23 protein-coding genes and 3 pseudogenes are annotated in these 23,020 nt (G+C 53.2%); 20 read left to right on the top strand and 6 right to left on the bottom strand.

The genetic code is table 11. From position 1 onward, the window contains the following. The first annotated feature begins 7 nt into the window (after positions 1-7). The 8 genes and pseudogenes from FHC51_RS23155 (at position 8) to FHC51_RS02390 (ending at position 4,212) form a co-directional block, all read left to right on the top strand. Positions 8-751, top strand: a complete 744-nt coding sequence (locus FHC51_RS23155) for a TNT domain-containing protein (protein ID WP_309236372.1) — start codon at positions 8-10, stop codon at positions 749-751. Further along, positions 748-978, top strand: coding sequence for a hypothetical protein (locus FHC51_RS02415; RefSeq protein ID WP_220434836.1), 231 nt, complete (start codon positions 748-750; stop codon positions 976-978). The genes FHC51_RS23155 and FHC51_RS02415 overlap by 4 nt, the downstream gene beginning before the upstream one ends. A 64-nt stretch (positions 979-1,042) precedes the next feature. After that, positions 1,043-1,699 (top strand): annotated as a pseudogene (locus FHC51_RS22885) (VENN motif pre-toxin domain-containing protein); the annotation flags it as partial. 21 nt (positions 1,700-1,720) lie between these two features. Beyond that, the gene (locus FHC51_RS22880; protein WP_309236371.1) at positions 1,721-2,419 is read left to right on the top strand and encodes an EndoU domain-containing protein; all 699 of its coding nucleotides are present in this window, start codon (positions 1,721-1,723) and stop codon (positions 2,417-2,419) included. 10 nt (positions 2,420-2,429) lie between these two features. Then, entirely contained in the window at positions 2,430-2,693 is a 264-nt protein-coding gene (locus tag FHC51_RS02405; protein ID WP_220434835.1) for a MafI family immunity protein, read from the top strand. Positions 2,694-2,962: 269 nt separating this feature from the next. Continuing rightward, a pseudogene (locus FHC51_RS02400) lies at positions 2,963-3,523 on the top strand (hemagglutinin repeat-containing protein); the annotation flags it as partial. A 172-nt stretch (positions 3,524-3,695) separates the two neighbouring features. After that, positions 3,696-3,923 (top strand): colicin D domain-containing protein, encoded by a 228-nt coding sequence (locus FHC51_RS02395; RefSeq protein ID WP_309236296.1) that lies wholly within the window; start codon positions 3,696-3,698, stop codon positions 3,921-3,923. A gap of 16 nt (positions 3,924-3,939) precedes the next feature. Then, complete coding sequence (locus tag FHC51_RS02390; protein ID WP_220434834.1) at positions 3,940-4,212, top strand: colicin immunity domain-containing protein; 273 nt, start codon at positions 3,940-3,942, stop codon at positions 4,210-4,212. Positions 4,213-4,246: 34 nt separating this feature from the next. Here the strand turns inward: FHC51_RS02390 and FHC51_RS02385 are convergent, their stop codons facing one another. Next, positions 4,247-4,390 (bottom strand): SymE family type I addiction module toxin, encoded by a 144-nt coding sequence (locus tag FHC51_RS02385; RefSeq protein ID WP_220434833.1) that lies wholly within the window; start codon positions 4,388-4,390, stop codon positions 4,247-4,249. Between the two features lie 63 nt (positions 4,391-4,453). Between FHC51_RS02385 and FHC51_RS02380 the strand changes: the two are divergent. The 11 genes and pseudogenes from FHC51_RS02380 to FHC51_RS02330 all read left to right on the top strand — a co-directional run. Next, positions 4,454-4,722 (top strand): annotated as a pseudogene (locus FHC51_RS02380) (hemagglutinin repeat-containing protein); the annotation flags it as partial. Between the two features lie 313 nt (positions 4,723-5,035). Beyond that, positions 5,036-5,713: a CsgG/HfaB family protein gene (locus FHC51_RS02375; protein WP_220434832.1), complete on the top strand. Its 678-nt coding sequence runs from the start codon at positions 5,036-5,038 to the stop codon at positions 5,711-5,713. A gap of 12 nt (positions 5,714-5,725) precedes the next feature. After that, positions 5,726-6,070, top strand: a complete 345-nt coding sequence (locus FHC51_RS02370) for a DUF4810 domain-containing protein (protein WP_220434831.1) — start codon at positions 5,726-5,728, stop codon at positions 6,068-6,070. 11 nt (positions 6,071-6,081) lie between these two features. Next, positions 6,082-6,744 carry a DUF799 domain-containing protein gene (locus FHC51_RS02365; protein ID WP_220434830.1) on the top strand — a complete coding sequence of 221 codons (663 nt, stop codon included), beginning with the start codon at positions 6,082-6,084 and terminating at the stop codon, positions 6,742-6,744. Between the two features lie 474 nt (positions 6,745-7,218). After that, entirely contained in the window at positions 7,219-7,836 is a 618-nt protein-coding gene (gene bcsO, locus FHC51_RS02360) for a cellulose biosynthesis protein BcsO (RefSeq protein WP_220434829.1), read from the top strand. Beyond that, positions 7,827-8,633 (top strand): cellulose biosynthesis protein BcsQ, encoded by an 807-nt coding sequence (bcsQ, locus tag FHC51_RS02355; RefSeq protein WP_220434828.1) that lies wholly within the window; start codon positions 7,827-7,829, stop codon positions 8,631-8,633. The genes bcsO and bcsQ overlap by 10 nt, the downstream gene beginning before the upstream one ends. Positions 8,634-8,654: 21 nt before the next feature. Then, entirely contained in the window at positions 8,655-10,775 is a 2,121-nt protein-coding gene (gene bcsA, locus FHC51_RS02350; RefSeq protein WP_220434827.1) for a UDP-forming cellulose synthase catalytic subunit, read from the top strand. Further along, positions 10,772-13,237 carry a cellulose biosynthesis cyclic di-GMP-binding regulatory protein BcsB gene (bcsB, locus tag FHC51_RS02345; protein WP_220434826.1) on the top strand — a complete coding sequence of 822 codons (2,466 nt, stop codon included), beginning with the start codon at positions 10,772-10,774 and terminating at the stop codon, positions 13,235-13,237. The genes bcsA and bcsB overlap by 4 nt, the downstream gene beginning before the upstream one ends. Before the next feature lie 13 nt (positions 13,238-13,250). Next, positions 13,251-17,123 carry a cellulose biosynthesis protein BcsC gene (locus FHC51_RS02340; protein WP_220434825.1) on the top strand — a complete coding sequence of 1,291 codons (3,873 nt, stop codon included), beginning with the start codon at positions 13,251-13,253 and terminating at the stop codon, positions 17,121-17,123. Then, positions 17,123-17,590 carry a cellulose biosynthesis protein BcsD gene (gene bcsD / locus FHC51_RS02335; RefSeq protein WP_220434824.1) on the top strand — a complete coding sequence of 156 codons (468 nt, stop codon included), beginning with the start codon at positions 17,123-17,125 and terminating at the stop codon, positions 17,588-17,590. Before FHC51_RS02340 ends, bcsD begins: the two co-directional genes overlap by 1 nt. A 9-nt stretch (positions 17,591-17,599) precedes the next feature. Further along, on the top strand, positions 17,600-18,589 hold the full coding sequence (locus FHC51_RS02330; RefSeq protein ID WP_220434823.1) for a glycosyl hydrolase family 8: 990 nt from the start codon (positions 17,600-17,602) through the stop codon (positions 18,587-18,589). Positions 18,590-18,931: 342 nt separating this feature from the next. Here the strand turns inward: FHC51_RS02330 and FHC51_RS02325 are convergent, their stop codons facing one another. Further along, positions 18,932-19,237, bottom strand: a complete 306-nt coding sequence (locus FHC51_RS02325) for a hypothetical protein (protein WP_220434822.1) — start codon at positions 19,235-19,237, stop codon at positions 18,932-18,934. A gap of 57 nt (positions 19,238-19,294) precedes the next feature. Next, the gene (locus FHC51_RS02320; RefSeq protein WP_220434821.1) at positions 19,295-20,008 is read right to left on the bottom strand and encodes an acyltransferase; all 714 of its coding nucleotides are present in this window, start codon (positions 20,006-20,008) and stop codon (positions 19,295-19,297) included. Between the two features lie 1,021 nt (positions 20,009-21,029). On the opposite strand from FHC51_RS02320, the gene FHC51_RS02315 reads away from it, so the two are divergent. Further along, positions 21,030-22,337 carry a site-specific integrase gene (locus FHC51_RS02315; protein WP_114385718.1) on the top strand — a complete coding sequence of 436 codons (1,308 nt, stop codon included), beginning with the start codon at positions 21,030-21,032 and terminating at the stop codon, positions 22,335-22,337. Between the two features lie 4 nt (positions 22,338-22,341). On the opposite strand, the gene FHC51_RS02310 is transcribed toward FHC51_RS02315, so the two are convergent. From FHC51_RS02310 to FHC51_RS02300, 3 genes are all read right to left on the bottom strand, one after another. After that, the gene (locus FHC51_RS02310; RefSeq protein WP_163424167.1) at positions 22,342-22,518 is read right to left on the bottom strand and encodes a hypothetical protein; all 177 of its coding nucleotides are present in this window, start codon (positions 22,516-22,518) and stop codon (positions 22,342-22,344) included. Positions 22,519-22,630: 112 nt separating this feature from the next. Next, positions 22,631-22,882: a hypothetical protein gene (locus FHC51_RS02305; RefSeq protein ID WP_220434820.1), complete on the bottom strand. Its 252-nt coding sequence runs from the start codon at positions 22,880-22,882 to the stop codon at positions 22,631-22,633. Positions 22,883-22,920: 38 nt separating this feature from the next. Continuing rightward, a partial coding sequence (locus tag FHC51_RS02300; protein WP_000641146.1) for an IS1 family transposase occupies positions 22,921-23,020 on the bottom strand: 100 nt, incomplete at its 5' end.

Genomic DNA, 23,020 nt, shown 5'->3' with positions numbered 1-23,020 from the left:
AAAAGCCATGCAGGAACATACGAAAAATGTCATGTCCTGCAATACCGATCCTGGCGGAGCGGCTTGTCAGAAAGGACTGGCAATGCAGGACGCTCTGATGGTTACACTCCCGGCAGGACTTGGCGGTGGTGTTCTGGCTGCAGCAACTCCGGAAATAGCCGCTGCAGCGAAAGCTGCAATCGCAGCTTGTACCAATAATGCGGTACTGTGCTTGAACAATGCAGGGATCATGGCCTCGGAAGCGATAGTGCCTGGTGGTGTGGGGGCTGGTGGTGCAGTAGGAATTGGTAAAACTGCAGCTGAAGCTATGGCAGCGAAGACAGTAGTTAGCACTATTAAGGACAATATTGCAGCCAGCCAGGCAGCCAGAGCCTCTTCGAGCTTTGGGCAATTTAGTAAAGCAGAAGGAGCTATTCAGGAAAATCTTGGCCTATGGCCGCCGAGTCGTGGAGCTTATGGGCCAGTTGAAAAAGTGACTTTGCCAACAGGTACAATAGTTGATAGATACGGTTATCCTGGAGGTAGTTTTGTATCACCAGCAGGTGTGCCCTTTGAACAACGAGCACTACCATCCTCTTATGAAACTACAAAGCCTTATTTTCAATATGAAATATTGAAACCCATTGATGATGTATCCCAAGGTAAAATCTTACCTTGGTTCGGTCAGAAAGGGCAGGGTACTCAATATGAATTGCCAAAACCAGTCCAGTGGTATTTAGATAAAGACTATATAAAGGAAGTGAATAAATGACCAAATCAGAGCTTGAAAGCCAATTAAGTATACTAGGTGTTCATCCTAACAGTTACTCACTGGGAGTATTGAAGAATAGCGACTGTGTGTGTGTTGTTTATGAAAATACACAATGGAATATTTATTATGTTGAAAGAGATAGACCATCACTTCTTTCTTCATTTTTACAGGAAGAGGAAGCTTACGATTTTGTTCTAAAACAATTTAAAAAATGGCTTTCTAAATAAAAAAATCTAGATTTGCCGGGATTTTTCCTGCTTCTCCTTCATTATTTGACAAGGAGCAGAAGCGATCCAGGCCGTGGGGTTAATCAGCGAGATTGGCAGCCAGGCGATCGATATTGCCAGGGCGCAGGGAGAGCTGGCAGGACGGGCAGCAGCGAAAGATCCGCAGGCACTGGAGGAAGCCCGTCAGCAGCTGACCCGGGAAGGGACGCCAGCCACGGATGAAGCCGTGGCGAAACGGGCCTATAGCAACGCGATGGCGCAGTACGGCACGGGCAGCGACCTGCAGCGGGGTATCCAGGCGGCCACGGCGGCGCTGTCGGGGCTGGCGGGCGGGAACATGGCCGGTGCGCTGGCGGGGGCGTCGGCCCCGGAGCTGGCGTACGCCATCGGCCACAGGTCGGGTCTCAGCGAGGATGATACCGCGGGCAGGGCCATCGCCCATGCCATTCTGGGCGGTGCCGTGGCGGCACTCCAGGGTAACAGCGCGGCGGCAGGAGCTGCGGGCGCGGCCACGGGCGAGCTGGCTGCGAAGGCGATAGCGGGTATGCTGTATCCGGACGTGAAAGACCTGTCGAAGCTGAGCGAGGAGCAGAAGCAGACGGTCAGCGCCCTGGCAACGATTTCGGCGGGAATGGCGGGTGGTCTTGCAGGTGACAGCACGGCAGGTGCAGCAGCGGGTGCGGGAGCCGGGAAGAATGCGGCTGAGAATAATGCGCTGAGTCCGAACAGCTTCGGAAAAGGCATGGCAGACATAAGTATGTCGCAAGCCTCGCTCGGTGCCTCCATGATTAAGGATGGTGCTACACCGGATGAAATCGCAGCAGCCCTGGTCAAAAATGCCCAAGGAGATATGCCGGAAGGCCTGGATGCCATTAAAGGTCTGTTGACCGCCTGGGGCGAGTTCTTTGGCGTTCCGGTCAGTGCGTTGACGACCGATGGCGAAATGACCCCACAACAGGCTGCGGAAATCCTGGCGAGTGGTGTGCCGACCAGTGAAGCGAAGTTAATCCAGTACGTAGCTGCTAAGGCGATTTTATCTGTTGCGAAAAGCTCCGATCTTGGATTATCTCCTGCAAACCAGAAATATGTGGATATCCTTTCACCGGAAGCGAAACAGCATATTTTATATGAAGATAATTTAACTAGTGGAGGACATTTATACCCAGGAAATCCGGGAAAAACTGTTTTCCCACAACAGTGGTCTGCAGATAAGGTTGTACATGAAATTGGAGATATTACTACATCACCAAATACCCAATGGTACGCACAAACTGGTACCGGTGGTATTTATACCAGCAAAGGAAAGCCAGCAAATTGGGTTTCTTATGAAACTCGTGATGGTGTCCGTATTAGAGTTGTATATCAACCAGCAACAGGGAAAGTAGTAACAGCGTTCCCTGATAATGCTCCAATTCCTAATAGTTATAAGTCGATTAAATAAGGCGATGAGAATGAAAGAACTAGATGAAGAAATACGAATTTTTGGTAGCTTATTTATGAATCGCTTAGACAAAGAGCTATTACAATATGCTATTAATTATGTTGACTATGATGAAAGAGGGTTGGCATTTGAGACAATTTGTGATCATCTCAGTGAATATAACGTACCCATTACTCTGGAAGAGTATGAAATAGCTATTAAATTATGTAAAACTTTGCAGATGGATATTAATGATATAAGTATTAAGCATCTAAAAACATTGATAGTCAGCTAACGTAAATTAGTGGCTAAAATCTGGATCCAATTAAAGATCCCGGCCTCAGCTCCGGGATCTTCTTGTTAAAAATCTACCTTTAACCGATTCGAACGTCAGTCTCCACTGCTCAGTGCTGACAATAATGGTGTCTCGGGGCTGAATCTCGCATCTTCCAGTTGGTTGTTGTTAAGGCACTGACTGGGATTGCGGAAATCATAAGTGGTCATGTAATACAGGTTCTTTAACAGCACTGGATAAAATTGAAAGCAGGTAGGAACATCGTTTCCAGCGGCGGGTTCCTGAGTAAAAAGACCACCCACACCATTCAGGAAGACAGCGCCACGCGGGAGAAAGGTTCCCTGCTGAGCGGCGATAACGTGACGGTGACGGCGGGCAACAACCTGCTGGTGAAAGGCTCAGCAGTGGCGGGCGACGGCGACGTGGTGCTGGCGGCAGGCAACAACGTCGACATTGTGGCGGCCACCAATACCGACACCTCCTGGCGCTTTAAGGAGACCAAAAAGTCCGGCCTGATGGGCACCGGCGGGATTGGTTTCACCATCGGCAGCAGCAAGTCCACCCACGACTTGCGCGAGCAGGGTACCACCCAGAGCGGGAGCTTCAGCACCGTCGGCTCGACGGGCGGAGACGTCAGCATCACGGCGGGTAATCAGGCCCACATCGGCGGGGCAGACATTATCGCCCAGAAAGATATCACCCTCACCGGTGACAGCGTGGTGATCGCGCCGGGCCACGATAAACGTACCCGCGATGAGAAGTATGAGCAGAAGAGCAGCGGCCTGACGGTGGCGCTGTCGGGCACGACGGGAAGCACGCTGAACAGCGCGCCCTGGCAACGATTTCGGCGGGGATGGCCGGAGGGCTGGCGGGGGACAGGCCGGGAAGAATGCGGCTGAGAATAACTCGCTGGCGCTGGTAGCCAGAGGTTGCGCGGTTGCTGCACTTGCGTTCAGCACTAAACAGTTAGATAAGAAATTTAAGCATGCTTCTGATTTTGGTGTGATAACTACTAAGAAAAATGGCGATACGATTACCCAATATCAGACTGCTATCAAGTCACACCTAGATGATAAAATGACTTATGAACATGGGACGTATTTATTATCTCCAGAATCAAAAGTGTTCTTTAACCCACAAACTAATAATGTGGTTGTGGTCGATAAATCTGGTAATTTTGTTAGTGGGTGGAAACTTGATCCGCAAACAAACAATATGAAAACTTCATAAATAACGGTGTGTTAAGATGAATCAGTCACTTAAGAAGTATATTGATGCTTTCCTCGCTAAGGAGATATCTGCTGACATCTTTGCTGACAGCTATATGATGAAATGGAAATCTGAACGTGATAATAACCTACTGGGAAAGGATGATGATAACCTAAGTGAATTATTATCCAGCGTTTTTTGTGTGGCAGATATGTATAACCCCGATGATGATCGTGACCAATATGAATTTGACGATGAGCAGCTACGAAAGGAAATAAATAAACTCATGGATATTTATATTAATAAGTAAAAAGGATCCCGGCGTAGTTGCCGGGATCTTCTCCTTAACTGTCAGCCCTTACCGGCTCGATCACCAGTCGTCCCGGTTCCACGCTGACCGTGACCGGGGTGTCGGTGCTGAATCCCGCTTCTGCCAGCCAGTTACCGTTCAGTCGCAGGCAGGGGCTGAATGAATACCAGATGGACATGCAGATACAGGTTCTTTAACAGCTTTGGGAAAAATGGAACGCGGGGCATAAAACCGCATATCGGGCGTGGGGGTCAGCATCGGCGGCGGCACCAGCGGCTACGGTATCGGCGTCTTTGCCAGCGTCAATGCGGCGAAGGGCCATGAGAAGGGTAACGGTACTGCCTGGACGGAAACTACCCTCGACAGCGGCGGCACGGTCTCGCCAGCGGGCGCGATGCCATCCTCGACGGCGCGCAGGTGAGCGGTAACGCCATCGTGGCCGATATCGGACGCGACCTCCTGATGCGCAGCCAGCAGGACAGCAACGATTATAAATCCAGGCAGAACAGCGCAATGCGGACAGCACAACCTGATGATAGTCAGCACCTATAAAAAAATCGGCACAGCATCGTTATTTTTAAACCAAAAAAAGCAAACCCCAAAATAATCTGAAAATGTTGCCAATGTAGGGTAATTAAATTCCCACCTGTCATAATAGATGTCCCAATAAAAATATGCGTCAGGAGAATAACAGGAAGTAATCAACTTGGTATTCATGAAAAAACCAATGACTCATTCTTTGATTTATAGAAAATAATTGTCAGTGAGAGGCGCTAATAATTTTTTTAATTGGCCTGTTTTATTATAAGGAAATTTGAATAGCATGATAACAAAAGGACTAATCAGTTCGCTCTGCCTGAGCGCGTTATTACTTTCAGGATGTGCAACGGAATCCTCCCGTTCCGTCGAAGTCGCGAAAGTCGCCACCTATAACACCGCCTGGCAGGGGCAGCGCAGCCCAATCTCCGTTGGGAAATTTGATAACCGCTCCAGCTATATGAATGGAATATTCTCCGACGGCGTCGACCATCTGGGGAACCAGTCTAAGACCATTTTGATCACCCACCTGCAGCAAACCGGCCGCTTCAACGTGCTGGATCGCGCGAACATGGAAGAGATTAAAACCGAATCCAGCATCAGTGGTCAGCGCCAGCAGTTGAAAGGGGCAACTTACGTCATTACCGGAGACGTGACGGAGTTTGGCCGTAAGGAGACCGGCGACAGGGCGCTGTTTGGCATTCTGGGACGTGGGAAATCACAGGTGGCTTATGCAAAAGTGGCCCTGAATGTGATCAATGTCCGCACCTCTGAAGTGGTCTACTCCTCGCAGGGCGCAGGTGAATACGCGCTCTCTAATCGTGAAGTGCTCGGCTTTGGCGGCACCGCCAGTTACGACGCTACGCTCAACGGCAAAGTGCTGGATCTCGCCATTCGCGAAGCGGTTAATAATCTGGTTGCCGGGACGGAGAACGGTGGCTGGAACCCGTCAAATACACATTAAAAGGAATTGATGATGGCAACTATAAATAAGCTCGTTACTGGCGCAGCACTATTGCTGCTGGCAGGTTGTGCAACCAACACGCCGCAAAAGATCTATACGTGGGGAGATTATCAGACGTCGGTCTATGACTACTTCACCGGTAAAACCAGCCCACAGGAACAAATCGCTTCCCTGCAAAAGCTAATCGACGCGTCACGGGCAAGCAGCAAGCCTGTTCCACCCGGCGTACATGCCCAGCTGGGAATTCTTTACAGCAATACGGGTAACCGGGAGCTGGCGATGGCCGAATTTAATGCCGAAAAAACCCAGTATCCGGAATCGGCTTCGTATATTCATTTCCTGACCACGAAAAAATAAAGGGACGTAAAATGAAAGGAATTTCAGCCCTCCTTACCCTGGCACTGACGCTGATCGTTACGGGTTGCTCCACCAATAAAACACCGCCTGCGGATTATTCTGCCTTCCGGGAAAGCAAACCACGCAGCATCCTGGTGCTGCCGCCGAAAAATACCTCTCCGGACGTGAACGCCAGTCACGGCTTTCTGAGCAGCGTCACTCTGCCTCTTGCTGAATCCGGTTACTACGTGTTTCCGGTTGCGGTGGTGGAAGAGACGTTTAAACAAAACGGCGTAACCAACCCGGACGATATCAGTGCGGTCCCGCTGAAAAAACTGCACGAGATCTTTGGTGCTGATGCGGTGATGTACATCACCCTCACCGATTATGGCACCTCATACCAGGTGATCAGCAGCGAGACGCGCGTGAGCGCAGCGGCGCGGTTAGTGGATTTACGCACCGGGAAGGAGCTGTGGAAAGGCATTGCCACGGCTTCAAGCAATGAGGGTCAGAGTAATTCTGGCGGTGGCTTGTTGGGTATGTTGATCAGCGCGGCGGTGACCCAGATTGCGCATTCGGCAACCGATAAAGCGTATGATGTCGCTCAGGTGACCAGCGCCCGTCTGTTCAGCGCAGGGCCTGGCGGCTTGTTGTACGGGCCTCGTTCGCCAAAATATGGACAGACTGCCCTGTAATCATCTCCGATCCCGGCCAGCGTGCCGGGATCGCTTTCACCCCTCCCGCTTTCCTCCCCATCACCCGATCTTCTTAGTGTCCCTTAAAACGTCCGCTCCCTCGCAGCCGGATTGCCGTTTTTCATAAACCCTGCTTATAGTTACCTTCCGGTATTTAACCATGAAGGCCCTAATTTTTTTGGTTAAATGTTTCACTCAAGTAACACAAACCAGTATTTTATGTTTAAGTTGTAGGTTGCTGATGGCGAAAAGTGGAGAAATTGCGTTATCTGTCGATAAGCTTGTAGATAGTATTAGCTCTACGTAATATGCATTAGAATATTCGGTAAACAAATATAACTGCCAGCAATGGCGGGGATGATGAGGGTTGTTAAGCCTTCACTCCCTTACATGTTCCTGACCCCACAACACCGTTGTCCCTGGCAAAGTCATGCAGGAAACAAAAATACTGACTTGTGAATCACGAGTAATACCATGAAAAATTATGATGATTTGCAGCGTTTCAAGGATAAAACGCGCACCGGTGACATCCAGTTCAAGGATCTGTCGGCGCAAAACAAGCAGGCGTCGAACAGCGGCTGGGCGATTATCAACCAGCTGGCGGGTGGAGACAGTGACGCGGCGCTGGCTAAAGCGGGCAGCGTTGCGGTGCCCGTACCCCAGGCCGTTAAACCCGGCGAACTGGATGCTGCTTTTGCCAGCCTGACGAAGACGCCTGTGGCAGAGCCTGCTGGTTCCGCCCCGTCTATTCTCCAGAGCCTGAATAATGAGAGCGCAGAGAAAGCGGTGCAGACGCATCAGAACCCGGCGGCGTCTTCTCTGTTTGAACAGCTGCGTCCTGAGGCGACCCCCCACGCGACTGTGAAAGAGACACCTGTCGCGGCGGCGCCTTCCGCATTCCATCCAGCACCTGCGCTCGCGCCGGTCGCTGCACCTCTACCCGCGCCTGCTGAGACAGTGATCCCGCCAAAAGCGGCGGAGCCGGTGCGCTTTGACCAGCTGTTCGCGACCAAAACGTCCGGTACTGCCAGTCATCCGGTAAAAGATCTTCCGTTACAACCGCTCCTGGAGAGAATCGCTTCATGCCGTTAGTGTGTATTTGCTCGCCAAAAGGCGGAGTCGGGAAAACCACGGTCACGGCCAACCTCGCTTATGCTCTGGCACGTTCCGGCAGTAAAGTTCTGGCCATTGACTTCGACGTACAGAACGCGCTGCGTCTGCATTTTGGCGTGCCGTTGTCTGACGGACGCGGCTACGTTGCCCGCGCCAATGAATCCGCCGACTGGAGCCAGTCGGTGCTGACGGCGGGCAACAATATGTTTGTCCTGCCCTACGGTGAAGTGACGGAAGAGCAGCGCCTGATCTTTGAACATAACCTCACCAGCGACAGCAATTTCCTGGCGCGTGGGTTAAGTTCTCTGCTGAACTATCCGGGGCTGGTCATTCTGGCCGACTTCCCGCCAGGGCCGAACCCGGCGCTGAAGGCGATCTCCCCGCTGGCCGATATGCACCTGGTGACCCTGCTGGCCGACACCGCCTCGCTGTCACTGCTGCCCCACATTGAAAACCACCGGCTGACCGGCGGCGAACCGCCGAACAACAAGGCCGGATACTATTTCCTGGTGAACCAGAGTGACAACCGGCGCCATATTAGCCGTGACGTCACCGCCTTCTTACAGCAACGCCTCGGCGATCGCCTGCTTGGTGTGATCAACCGGGATGAAAGCGTGCCTGAGGCCAATGCCTCACAGCAATCGATACTGGATTTCAGCGCCACCTCGGCGGCGGCGTTCGATATCGAGCTGGTGAGTAAGCGTATCGCGGGCATTTTGGGTATCCAGGTGGGGGACGGCACCGTACACGCCAACCTGAGAACCTCCGGTTTCTGACGACAATTTCCAGGACGTCCTATGAAAAAGGCGCTGTTTTATCTACTGCTATTGGTCTTAGCACCCATCGCCGTATTAATTATTATCACCCCAATGGATAGCCAGAAGCAGTATATCTTCGGCTTAATCAGCATTGGGGCGCTGCTGCTGCTCGGCTTTAGCAAACATCACCGCGTATCGGTAATCATGATGATCGTGGCGGTGTTAATGTCCACACGATATATCTGGTTCCGGGCCACGCAGACGCTGCACTTTAATTCCGAAATTGAGGCCATACTGGGGATCGGGTTATTTCTCGCCGAACTCTATATCTGGGTAACCATTATTTTGAGTTATCTGCAAAACCTCTTTCCGTTACAGCGCAAGATCGTGCCGCTGCCGGATGATATGTCGCAGTGGCCTACGGTGGATATCTATATCCCGTCCTATAACGAAAGCCTGGACGTGGTGCGCGATACCGTGCTGGCGGCGCAGTGCCTGGATTATCCGGCGGATAAGCTGAAGATCTACCTGCTGGATGACGGCAAGCGCAGCGAGTTCGCGGTGTTTGCCGCCAACGTAGGGGTAGGGTACATCACGCGTAACGACAACTCCCACGCCAAAGCGGGCAACCTCAACCACGCGATGAAGCTCACCAAAGGCGAGCTGATCTGCGTCTTTGACTGTGACCACGTGGCGACGCGTATCTTCCTGCAGGCGACGGTTGGGGCCTTCCTGCAGGATCCGAAGCTGGCGCTGATGCAGACGCCGCACTACTTCTACTCGCCGGATCCGTTCGAGCGTAACCTCTCCGCAGGCCGCGATATTCCTAACGAGGGTCAGCTGTTCTACGGGCAGATCCAGCGCGGTAACGATAACTGGAACGCCACCTTCTTCTGCGGCTCCTGTGCGGTGATCCGTCGCAGCGCGCTGGAAGAGATTGGCGGCTTTGCGGTGGAAACCGTTACCGAAGACGCCCATACCGCGCTGAAGATGCAGCGCCTGGGCTGGAAATCGGCCTATCTGAATATTCCGCTGGCCGCAGGGCTGGCGACGGAGCGCCTGGTGGTGCACGTGATCCAGCGTACCCGCTGGGCGCGCGGTATGACGCAGATTTTGCGGGTCGATAACCCGCTGCTGGGCCGTGGCCTGAAGTGGCAGCAGCGTCTGTGTTATCTCAACGCCATGCTCTCGTTCCAGTTTGCGTTGCCGCGCGTGGCGTTCCTCACCGCGCCGCTGGCCTACCTGCTGTTTAACCTGAACATCATCCACTCTTCGGCGAGCCTGATTTTCGCCTATATGCTGCCGCACCTGTTCCTCTGCATCTATGTGAACTCGCGGGTCAACGGGCGCTTCCGCTATAGCTTCTGGGGGGAGATCTATGACCTGGTGCTGGCCTTCCATCTGGTGTTGCCGACGGTGATTACCCTGATCTTCCCGAAACGCGGTAAGTTCAACGTAACCGATAAAGGCGCGCTGCTGGACGTGGGCTATTTCGACTTCAGCATTGTCCGCCCACACCTGATTATTGCGGTGCTGCTGGCGGCAGGCGTTGTCGCCGGGATCACGCGCGCCGTCGCGCATGACTATTTCAACGTCGATCCGATGGTTATCGCCCTGAACGTCGGCTGGGGTATCTACAGCCTGATCTTCCTGCTGGCGGCCATTGCCGTGGCGCGGGAAACCCGCCAGACGCGTAAGACGATCCGTATCGATGCCAACGTGCCGGTGGTGATCCACTACGCCAGCGGTATCTCCTCGCGCAGCCATACCTTGGATCTCTCCATGGGCGGCTGCCGTATTGCGGTGGTGGATGATCGCCACTTGACCGATGAGATCGAAGAGATTGAGCTTCAGCTGCAGTCGGGGGCGATCAGCATCCCGGTGAGCGTGATTGCGCACGATGAGCAGTACATTCGCCTGATGTTTGCCGAGATCCCGCTGGAGCGCCGTCGCGAGCTGGTGCGCGTGGTGCTGGCCCGCGCCGATGCGTGGATCAACCCGCCTAAGCCGCAGGACAATCCGTTCCGCTCGTTATTTATCATTATTCGCAGCGTATTTGATCTGTTCTGGCTGACCTGGAAAGACCGTCGTAATAAGCGTCGTCAACGCCATGAGGATGCAGGGCGCAGGAATAACGCCACCGAGGATAACGCTGTATGAAAGGGATGACCCGCAAAGCCCTGCAGATGCTGTTTGTATTTGGCGTCCTGGCGCAGCCGGTGACGGCGGAAGAGCCGACCACCGTGGAATCGCTGCTGCCGGTGGATTTCCCGCCCGCGACGGACACAGCGCAGTCCACTGAGGATGCGGCGCCAGCTTCCCTGCCTGCACCCGATACGCTGCCCGCTTTCCAGACCCCACCGGCGGCAGAGGCGGCTGCGGAACCGGCTGCCAGCCCGGCGCCGGATGCCATGCCGGTGACGCCCGCACCGGATGCTGTTCCTGCTTCTCCGGTGCCGATGGGGATCACCCCTGGCACCAGTAGCAGTATCACCGTTGCCCAGATGGGGCAGCCCAATGGCGTGGTGTTAAGCGGTGGGCAGCTACAGGGGGGAATCGATTTCACCCTCCCGGCGGACCAAGTGATCACCAACGCCCAGCTGGAGCTGAACCTGAAGGTCTCTCCGGCGATGGCGGCCCGTAATACCACCCTGCAACTGATGCTCAACGGCCAGCCGCTGGGGACAGTACCGTTGGGCTCTGCCGACAGTAACGTGTCGAGCTATCAGCTGGAGATCCCGGCGGCGATGGTGGTGTCGCGCAATAACATCAGCTTCAAAATCAACGACGGCGACGCTCTGCTGTGCCAGCGGGATCTGTCGGACAATTATCAGGTCACCATCATGCCGAACACGCGTCTCGACCTGGAGGCGCAGCAGCTGAACATCGGCGCGGATCTAAGCCATTTCCCGCGTCCGTTCCTTGATGAGATGCAGATGACGCCGACCACGCTGACCTTCGCCTTCCCGGCCAAAACCCTGCCGGAGCAGGTGGGCGCGGCGGCGCTGATCGCCTCGTGGCTGGGGATCGAAGCGGACTACCGCGGTATTTCGTTTGACGCCCTGCATGACCAGCTGCCGGAGAAAAACGGCATCCTGTTCGGCAAACCGGGCGAGTCGATTGGCGGCCTGACGCTGCCTGCCTCTAACGGGGCGATGCTCCAGGTGGTGGATAACCCGGCCAACCCGATCTACAAACTGCTGCTGGTGGTGGGCAATAACGAGCAGCAGCTGAAAAGCGCCGCATGGCGTCTGACCCGCGGACAGTTCAGCGGCCAGACCACCAGCCTGCCGGTGGAGGCCCAGAACATCCCGGTCAGCAAGCCTTATGACGCCCCGCGCTGGATCGCCACCGACCGCCCGGTGTTGCTGAGCGAGCTGATGCGTAAAGACCAGAGCCTGACGGTGACCGGCATCTGGCACGAGCCGCTGACCCTTGGGTTCCGCGCCGCACCGGATCTCTTTATGTGGGATGGCGACACCATTCCGCTGAAAGTGGCCTATCGCTTCCCGTCCGAAAGCTGGATTGACGAGCAGCGTTCGTATCTGTCGATGACCTTCAACGGCGCGTTCCTGCGCAACCTGCCGGTCAACAAACAGGGTCTGCTCGAAAGCCTGTGGCACAAGCTTGGCGGCGATGCGCGTCAGGAGAATGTTGAGGTGCCGCTGGAGCCCTACCTGATTTACGGCGACAACCAGCTGCAGCTCTATTTCAACATCCAGACCAAAGAGACCGCGCCGTGCAGCGTGTTGCTCAATAACAACATCAAGAGCCGTATCGACGAAGATTCCAGCATCGATCTGAGCAACACGCGCCACTTTACGCTGCTGCCGAACCTGTCGTACTTCGTCGGCGCCTCGTTCCCGTTCACCCGTCTGGCGGACTTCTCCCAGACGGTGCTGCTGCTGCCGGAGAACCCGAGCGAAAGCGAGATCAGCACCCTGCTGGATCTCTCTGCCCGCTCCGGGAACGCCACCGGGACCGCGCTGAACAACAACCGCGTGATGTTCGGTCTGCCATCTGGCGGGGCGAACCTGCTGCGCCTCAGTGAAAGCGATGTGCTGGCGGTCTCCACGCTGGACCAAACCGCCTTCAACCGCGCGCTGCTGGCCCAGTCGCCGTTTATCAGCAACGAGCACACCTTTGGGGTGCGCGAGCCGAAAATGCTGGAAAAAGCGCAGCGCTTGCTGGAGGGCGACTGGAACGCGTCGGGCGTTGATGCCGACCGCTACTTCTCGTCGAACGAATCCTGGCGCGGCTTTGTCAGCTTCCGCTCCCAGTGGAACCCGGAACGTCTGGTGGTGATGGCGATTGGCAGCAATGACCAACAGCTTTCGCGTCTGCATAACGATCTTAACTCGGCCCGCATCAACGCCGGGATCCGCGGCGATACGGCGATCATCACTGATGAAAACGGTGTGCGCAGCTTCCGCGTTGGCCCGCAGTTCCCGAGCGGCCAGATGCCCTGGTACATGATGGTGGTGTGGTATGCCACGCAGCACTCCGCCATGCTGGCAATCTTTGGCCTGCTGTTCGCGACGATTATTGGCCTGAGCCTCTACTCGTTACTGAAAAAACGCGCGCATAAACGTCTTAACCCACAGGATTCAGATCGTGAGTAAGGGTGGTAACACTATGGAAAATAAAAACAAAACCGCCAGACATCTGCCTGTGCTTTGCCTGTTCAGCGGGCTGGCGCTCGGGGGCCTTCAGGGCGCCCAGGCGGCGGATGCCGCGCAGTCGGGCAATAACCCGGCGCTGAAAGCGCTCTTCGATCAGGCCAACTACTGGCACGAAAAGTCTCACGATAACCTGGCGATGGAATCGCTGAAAAAAGTGCTGATGGTGGACCCCAACAACACCCAGGCGCTCTACCTGATGGCGCTGTGGTCACAGCAGGCTGGGGACATGAAAGGGGCCGCCCAGTGGCGTGAGCGCTTAACGGCGGTCTCGCCGCAGGATGCGAATCTGCAGGCGCTGGATAACGCCAAACAGATGCAGCAGGTGCCGCGTGGGCAGCTGGAGCTGGCCCGCCAGCAGGCGCGTAGCGGCAATATTCCCGCCGCGCTGAGCACCTGGCAGAGCCTGTTTACCGGCAACCAGCCGCCGCCGAGCCTGGCCCCGGAATACTACCTGACCATGGCGGGGGATAAATCCCTCTATCCGCAGGCGGTGAGCGAGCTGCGTCAGCTGCGCGTGCAGTACCCACAGGATAACAACGTCAAAATTGCGCTGGGCAAAGTGCTCACCTATCAGGAGAGCACTCGCCGCGAGGGGATGGATATCCTGCAGGATCTGGCGAGCGGTAATCAGGATGCGGATAAATCTCTGCGTCAGGCTCTGCTCTGGCTGGGGCCGCAGGCGGGTGACGAAGCTTATTACCAGACCTACCTCCAGCGCCATCCCACCGATACCGCGGTGCAGGACTACTTCCGTAAAAGCATCGGCGGGGCGGCAAAAGGCGAAGGCTATGTGGCGCTGAACAGCGGCAATACCGACACCGCCCGCAGCCAGTTTGAGCAGGCGCTGAAGACCAACCCGGAAGATGCCGACGCGCTGGCCGGGATGGGCTACGTGGCCCTGCGCAAGGGCGACTACGCCGCGGGCGCGCAGTACCTGAACCGTGCGGCAAGCCTGGGCGGAAGCGCCTCTGAGGAGCGCAAGCAGCAGGCGCAGGATGCCGAGTTCTACGGCCAGCTGGCCCAGGCGCAGGCGGCCTACAAACAGGGTAACGTCAGCCAGGCGCTGGCCCTGAGCGCACCGCTCGCCCAGCGCAGTGGCGAACAGGGGGCGGCGGCGAAGCTGTTCCGCGCCGACGTCCAGCGGCATAACAAAGATTACACCTCGGCGGAGCAGACCCTGCGCGGCCTGCTGACCGAGCAGCCGAACAACGGCGCGGCCCGGGAAAACCTCTACTACGTCCTGCGCGAGCAGAACAAAACCGCCGAAGCCCAGGCGATGTTGCAGACCCTGCCGGCCAGCCTACAGGCGAGGCTCCAGCCGCGCGTCTCCGGCGGCAACCCGACCGATCCGCTGCGTCGTCAGGCGCAGCAGGCGGCGGCCAACGGCGATCCGCAGCGCGCCATTGCGCTGTTGCAGCAGGGGACGGCCCGCTATCCGTCCGATCCCTGGCTGCGTCTCGATCTTGCGCGTCTGCTGCAGAAACAGGGACGCGACGCAGAGGCGGCCAACACCATGGCACCAGCTTTCCGCCCGAACGCCAGCAACAGCGAACTCTACGCTGCCGCGCTGTTCGCCAGTGAAAACAACGCCTGGCAGCAGTCGCAAACCCTGCTGTCGCGTATTCCGGCCTCCAGCCAGAACCGCGATATGCGCGAGCTGTCGCAGCGGGTCAACTACAACCTCCAGATGAACGTCGCCGAGCGCTATCTGGCGCAGGGCGATCGCACCGCGGCGGCCAACACCCTGAAAGCCCTGGCGGCGCGTCCGCCACAAAGCCCGGCGGATGCGGGCAAGCTGGCGCGGATGCTGGCCCAGAGCGGGGATGTCACCACTGCGGTGAGCGTGGTTCACGACAACATGCGCCGCGGCGTGCAGGGTAACGCCGGGGATTATGCCGATCAGGTGGCGGTGCTCAATCAGGCGGGGCTGGGCAGCGAAGCCCAGGCCTGGCTTGCCAGCCCGGAGTTGCAGTCCCGCAGTACGCCAACCCAGCTGGCGAGCATTCGTAACGGCTACGTGATCAACGAGGCCGATCGCCTGCGTACCCAGGGCAACTATGCCGCGGCCTACGACAAGCTGATCCGCGCCATGCAAAACGATCCGCAGAACACCGATCTGATGTTTGCGATGGCCCGCGTCTATCAGTCCGGCAAGATGAATAAAGAGGCAGGGGTGGTCTACGACTACCTGATGACCCGCGATACGCCGCAGCAGGATGCGCGGGCCGGGGCGATCGATGTGGCCCTGGCCAGCAAAAACGTCGATAAAGCGAAGCAGCTGAGCGCCGGGCTGACCAACGACGGTACGCCGGAGCGCCTGCTGCTGCTGGCGCGGGTCTCCGAGGCGGAAGGCAATCATCAGCAGGCGATGAGCTATCTGCGCACCGCGCGCGGCAAGCTGCTCGGCCTGCAGAATAACACCGGTGAAACCGCCCCTATGCTGGGCGGCCTGGCACTGGCCGACAACCCGTTTGTGGGTACCTCCAGCACCGGCGAGGTGGCGGCGTCGCCGTCGCTCTACGGCCAGGCGATGCCGTGGCAGGTGGCCCAGCTGGCGCGTAATCCAGAGACCGCGCCGCCGGGCACCGTGCGCACCGATCTGCCGGTGGAAACCGCCCAGGCAGGTACGCTGCGCCAGGTGGATAACATGATGGAGATGCTAGTGGATAAAACCGCCACCTGGGCGCGGGGTTCAACCTCCCTGCGCGCGCGTGACGGCGAAGATGGGCTGAGCAAGCTCACCGAGATCAAGGCGCCATTGCAGTGGTCCACCGTGCCGTTCGGTGATTCCCGCCTGGACGTTAATGTCACGCCGATTAGCCTCGATGCGGGTACCTCGTCCGATGAATCCAGTCGCCGGTTTGGTACCGGGGCGCTGATTCAGGGCGGCGTGGCCGAAGAGCTCTATAACGCCTCCACCAGCACGCCGCCTGAGCTGCCGAATATCGACAAAATCAAGGTGCCGTCCCAGGGCTCGCAAAGCGCCCAGGGTGTGGAAGTGGCGATGGCGCTCACCGGGGATCAATACAAAATTGACGTCGGCTCCACGCCGCTGGGTCAGGATCTGAATACCGTTGTCGGTGGGATCCAGTGGTCACCACAGCTGACCGATTACCTCAAGCTGGTGCTCACCGGCGAGCGTCGTGCGGTGGTGGACAGCCTCCTCTCCTATGTCGGCGTTGAGGACAAATACAGCGGCAAGAAGTGGGGCCAGGTCACCAAAAACGGCGGCAGCGCGCAGCTGAGCTATGACAATACCGATGCAGGTTTCTACGCCGGGTTTGGCGTGTATGACTACGTCGGGGAGAACGTGCCGAGCAACACCAGCGTCACCGGCTCTGCGGGGGTCTATTTCCGCCCTTACTACGCCGCCGACCGCGAGCTGAAAGCCGGCATCAACATGAACTACATGAACTTTGACAAAAACCTGAGCTACTTCAGCTACGGGCAGGGGGGCTATTTCAGTCCGCAGGACTATATCAGCGTCTCCTTCCCGGTGGATTACACCCAGAAATATGACAACTGGAACCTGGGGTTAGGCGCGTCGATTGGTTATCAGTCCTACTCCCAGGATGAGAGCCCGTACTTCCCGACGGACGCGGCCATGCAGCGCCAGTTGGAAGATTACGTCTCCCGTGGTTTCGCCAAAGAGGCGTTCTACAAAGGCAACAGCGAAAACGGCCTGGGCTACAACCTGCGCGCGTCCACGGACTACAAACTCAACAAAGATATGACCATCGGCGGGCAGATTGGGTATGACACTTTCGGTGATTACAACGAAAGCACCGCAAGCCTCTACTTCCGCTACCTTCTGGGGAACAAGTAATGAACGATCAACAGCTTTTGCACTATTACCAGCATCAACAGTCCCAGTCGGGCTGGTTTGGCCTGATCCACGTGATGGTTGAGACGATGGTGGCGAACGTCGGCGAGGCGCAGAGCCGCGCCTTTCTTGTGCAGATGGGCGACGCCCTGGGCGAGCGCTTCCCGCTGACGCTGGCGCACACGGTGGGCGAACTCGAAGAGCAGATCAACGCCCGGCTGGCGGCCTTTAACTGGGGCTATATTGATATTGATGCCAGCGACACGGCGATCCGCATCGTGCATACGGCATTGCCGGTGCCGCCTGAAGAGGCCAGGCAGATGGCCTGGAACCACGCCTTCAGCGCGGTGCTGGAGGGGCTTTACGCCCGCTGGCTGCGCGAGCAGGGCGGAAAATCGCACGTTTCACTGTGGCGGGAGGCATCCCCCTCGGCTACGGTTATCCATTTCAGATATCAAAACAATCAATAAGGATCGGCCATGTGGCAGCGAACTAAAATCGTGGTTCTGGCGCTGGGGCTGTTGTTAAGCCATCAGGTTTTCGCTGGAAGCGCATGGGAGAGTTACAAGGCGCGGTTTTTGATGCCGGATGGTCGCATCATTGATACCGGCAACAACAGCGTGAGCCATACCGAGGGGCAGGGCTTCGCCATGATGATGGCGGTGCGCAACAACGATCGCGCGGGTTTTGACAAAATCTGGAGCTGGACCAAAAAGAATCTGCAAAACCCACAGACGGGCCTGTTCTACTGGCGCTTTAACCCGGTGGCCGCCGATCCGGTTATGGATAAAAACAATGCCACCGACGGCGATACCTTTATCGCCTGGGCGCTGTTGAAGGCGGGCACCCAGTGGAATGACAGCAATTACCTGAACGCGTCGGACGCCATCACCAAAGAGCTGGTGGCCCGCAATGTGATCAGCTTTGCCGGTTACCGCGTGATGCTGCCTGGCGCGAAAGGCTTTAACCTCAACAGCCATGTGAATCTCAACCCGTCCTATTTTATCTTCCCGGCCTGGGAGGATTTCGCGAAGCGCAGCCATCTGACGGTGTGGCGTGATCTGATCAACGACGGGCAGAAGCTGCTGGTGAAAATGCGCTTTGGCAACACGCAGCTGCCGGCGGACTGGGTTTCCCTTTATGCCGACGGCCATGTGACCCCGGCCAAAGAGTGGCCGGCGCGCTTTAGCTACGATGCGATCCGCGTGCCGCTGTACGTGAAGTGGTATCAGCCAACCAGCCCGCTGATGGCGCCATATACCGCCTACTGGGGACGTTTTGCCCGTACCCAGACGCCAGCGTGGGTGAACATCACTACCAACGATCCGGCGCCTTATATGATGGATGGCGGCCTGCTGGCGGTGCGTGACCTGGCGATGGGGCAACTCCCGGCGGGCGAGCCGCAGATCACGGCGCAGGAGGATTACTATTCTGCGAGCCTGAAGATGCTGGTGTCGCTGGCGAAATAAAAGCAGTAAAAAACCGGCCCGATTACGGGCCGGTAGCAGGATTAATGGCATGACTTGCAAAATTTCAAAGATTTATAGTTACAAAGGTCGATTCAAAGTTGTTCAACGATGATCGTCTGCATTGTTGTAAAAATTCTGGTGTGGTGAATGGCAAAATAGAACGGTTTGATTTATCTCCCATACGTATGAACAATTACCGTTCCTATTAAAATGGAAACAGTCTCTATAAAAGGCTTGATAGCAGTCAAGCTTTTATTATCGATTGTTGCTTGCTATCCATGGTTCTTTTTTATACAAAACCATGGATGCAATCATTTATAAGATATAATTCTTCTATTATCTTTAAGTTCTTAAAACCTTTTTAATGATTCGTAAGGCTTTGTTGCAAATAGTTGAGTTGATAATAAAAGTCGCTCCATTTGCTATAATGAAAACAAGGGAAGTAAACGACAATGAATAAGCAATAATATGCTTGGAACCCCAAGAACCATCTAAATGTTTAATTAACTGTTCGAATACAATCATATGAATTAAATATACGCCATAAGTATTTGCAGAAAGCCATACTATTGCTTTTTCAGCTCTATCTCCGACATTTAAGTTCATATTTTTAAATAAGAGATATAAAGAAATTGTGTAGATAAACATATTTATACCTGCATCATAAACTGGGTAGTTTATTTTTACTCCATCTACACCATAAAGTTACATGTAACTAAATGCACATGTTAAGAGATAACCGGCTAAGATCCCTAAAAGACTCCATTTTATTTTAACTTCAGGAACCTTATGAAGCAATCCGCCAATCATGAAATAAACTACCCAAATAGGTAAGTCAGGTACGTCAATAAAAGGGATAAGAGGTTTTATATTTGTTGCATATACTTTCAATGCAATCAAAAGAATAATGGTGAGTATGGCTTTGCTTGAATCTATTTTTGATATAAAAAGAGATAGCAAAGGAGCTACTAAGTATAAACCTAATATGCAATATACAAACCAAAAATGCACTGAAATTCCCGTGCTGTTAGTCAGAGTTTTTAAATATGTAAGCAGAATTTCTGATATATTAAACGTGCCATCTTGTAGTTTATTGATAAGGAAGTGCAAGAAAGAATAGACTAAAAATGGAATAATAATTGTGGGAAATCTTTTTTTATAGAAAATGAAAATATTATCCATCTTTTCATTAAGCAGAAACATTCCACTCATAATGAAAAATACAGGAAGTCCAACTCTAACAAAAGATTGAATGAGTATAGACAAGATGTTTTCAAGACGACTTACTCCCATGTTCTCAAACCAAGCAAACATTGGTGTTACATGAATACCAATTACCATGAAACAACAAATGACTCTCAATAAATCCAAGGATATATTTCTTTGTCTATTCCCAATGATTCCATTTTGTACTAACATTAGAGTCCCAATTATACAAGAGCGGATTAATTAAGTCTATTTATTAAAATGGTATGAATTTATATTTTGTTAATCATTAGTTGCATTTATTTACGCGCTAAAGATTAAATGAGCGGAATAAATCTTCCACTTGCAATCAAAAGTTGGGATCATATATGATAACAAGCAAAAGGAGGGGGTGGATGCAGATGACAATTATTTGTTTGCTGTCTCGGTTAAGCTAGATGCATAACTTTTTCGAGCGGGACTTTCAGGAATGCAATTCAGCCAAGGTTATCTCTTTTGCTCATACTCTTCGACGTGACGCTATTATATTTGCCCAATTCCCGATAGCACTACTCGTCACGGCTTTGTGCTAGCTAAACGCTAAGTTTTTTATGGTTCAGGGAAATGAAAATTACCCTTTAAATCAATAGTTAGACGGATAAGTGCCTATCATCACGGTATGCAGGTTAAATAAATCGAAGACGTTGCTCGCGTCATTTCCATAATCTTAATCGCGCGATCATCGGCATTGTTTATACAGTATCTGATGTCGGCTTCACGACAGGCTGTCCCTCAACAAATGGGAGCATTAGCTATGAATGTAAATAATTCCGCCTTATGCGTTTTAAATGCAGTAAAAACCATATCTAGCCAGCTTAACATTTTTGCCCGAGCAAATTTACTAAACGTCGCAATAATACATATAAGGTTGTCACACTTCTTTTTCAGGGCATATTTTTATAACAAAAAAGCCACTTAATTAAGTGGCTTAGTTCGTATGATTTCAAAACTAGAATTTGGTGGCCCCTGCTGGACTTGAACCAGCGACCAAGCGATTATGAGTCATGTTAACAACGCGTTTCATCTTTGTGCATTTTTCATCGCTATGATTTTATTTTGATTAATAACATAGTGTTAATTCATTATTGTTGTTTCATGTTGTGCTGTGTTTTGGCCTTCAGTATCATCATTACGTCACCCACTACGTCACCTGTAAATGTTCAGGTGACGTAACACCTAAGGACTGAAAAAGGCTATGTCTGATAATTTAACCGTCTCGCTGATCAGCGGCTTAAAGCCGAAGAAAACTGCCTATTATGAGTGGGACAAAAGTGGTGAACGTGGGGCAGGGCGATTAGGGGTGAAAGTTGAGCCATCAGGCCAGAGAGTTTTTTATTATCGCTACTTCTGGCAAGGGAAACGGCAGTTCATTCTGCTAGGGCGGTTCCCTGAGCTGTCACTGGCACAAGCCAGACAGCAATGCAAAGAGCATGCGGGTCTTCTTAAACAAGGAAAAGCACCCAAGGCCGAAATCGCAGAGCAGCTTTTCTCTGCCGAACAACAACAACGTGAAGACCAGCTCAGAGGCAGCATTGAGCAACTCATTTTGGGTTACACCACCAAAATGCGTGAAGATGGTAAACGCACCTGGCAACAGGTTTTGTACCGGCTGGAAAAAGAAACCTATCCTTTTATACCTAAAGTGATGAAAGCTCGTGACGTTACACCTGCTCATATTAAACAAATTCTGGCCACCATTATTAAACGTGGTGCATCAGTTGAAGCAAATCGTGTTCGCTCTTATCTGATGGCAGCATTCAATTATGGGCTGAAGGCTGACAACGATCCGGCAAACCACCAGCAGAACGTGATGTTTGGGCTTCAAATGAATCCAGTGAGTGTGATACCTAAACAATCTGCAGCGGAGAAGGCAGGGACAAACTGGCTGAAACTGGATGAATTACAGCAACTTATGGGGGATTTCCCTAAAGCACCAAAGGTCGGCTCGTTAATCAGCCAATTGCTTAACTTATGTGTCTATACGGGGGGCCAGCGGCCTCATGAGCTGGTTTCCAGCCGTTGGGATGCCGTTAACTGGGAAGAAAAAACGTTATTGATAGTGGCGGATGTGTCGAAAAATAAAAGGGATCATCTGGTGCCTTTGACTGAGTCAGCCATTGAGATACTCGAAAAGTTGAAGGCTGAGAATCATAGTCAGAGTCCTTACATCTTCCCGCAGCGTATTAAATCGGAACAGCATCTACGCACAGACAGCTTTGCACAAGCCATCATTTATTACCGGCAACACTTTGCGTTGAGCCCATCTTTTATTGCGCGTGATATTCGTCGTACCTGTAAGACCCTGATGGGCGAAGCGGGTATTGCTAAAGACCTGCGTGACCGCATTCAGAACCATGCTCTACAGGATGTGAGTTCTAAACACTACGATCGTTACGATTACCTGGTTGAAAAGCGTAAGGCTCTCGAGATCTGGGAGTCTCGGGTGAATAACCACCAGCAACAGCAGGAAAACAATGTCGTTAACCTGTTTGGGCAGAGATAGAGGCTTAAATCGGATCTCTGGATTTGCTGGCGAGGCCGACGTTCTTCGCCAGTGTTCGGTTACGTTTGAGCTGTCGCTCAATTTCTTGCACGGGTTTTCCGGTTTCAATGGCTGTAGAACTGGCAACGGAACGATAGATTTGTGCCGGGGTTACTTGATATGGCGGAACTAATTTTTTCATGATAGTCAATTAAATTAATTGTGCCTTTATTATTTGATGCTAAATACAATAAGCGAAAATATTAGAGGTGACGCCATCTCCTCACCTCTAATATAAAAATATCTAATATTTATTACATTGTGATTCCTGCAGGAGCAGTTTTTTTATCTAACCCGGATTGCATACTTTGTCCTACATTATCACGACGGAAATCAAACATGTTCATTTCAAACGTACTTATAGCTACCTGATCATTGCCATGAACATGAGCAATCAAACGATTAAACGGTTCCTTGTAAGGTGCTTTAGCGTAAGATCCTCCGAATTCCCCTGAGTTAACGAGCACAACATGCTGGTACATATGATAATGCAGTGCTTCAACCATGGAATCGAATGTATTAACATCCCGGTAATGACTCCAACTTACTGATAGTGTTTTATGTTCAGATAATGCCCGATGACCTTGTCATGCAGCTCCACCGATTTTGAGAACGACAGTGACTTCCGTCCCAGCCTTGCCAGA

The organism is Leclercia sp. EC_58 (genome assembly GCF_019584355.1).
Classification (GTDB): Bacteria; Pseudomonadota; Gammaproteobacteria; order Enterobacterales; family Enterobacteriaceae; genus Enterobacter.
This window is presented reverse-complemented; position numbering and strand designations above follow the sequence as displayed.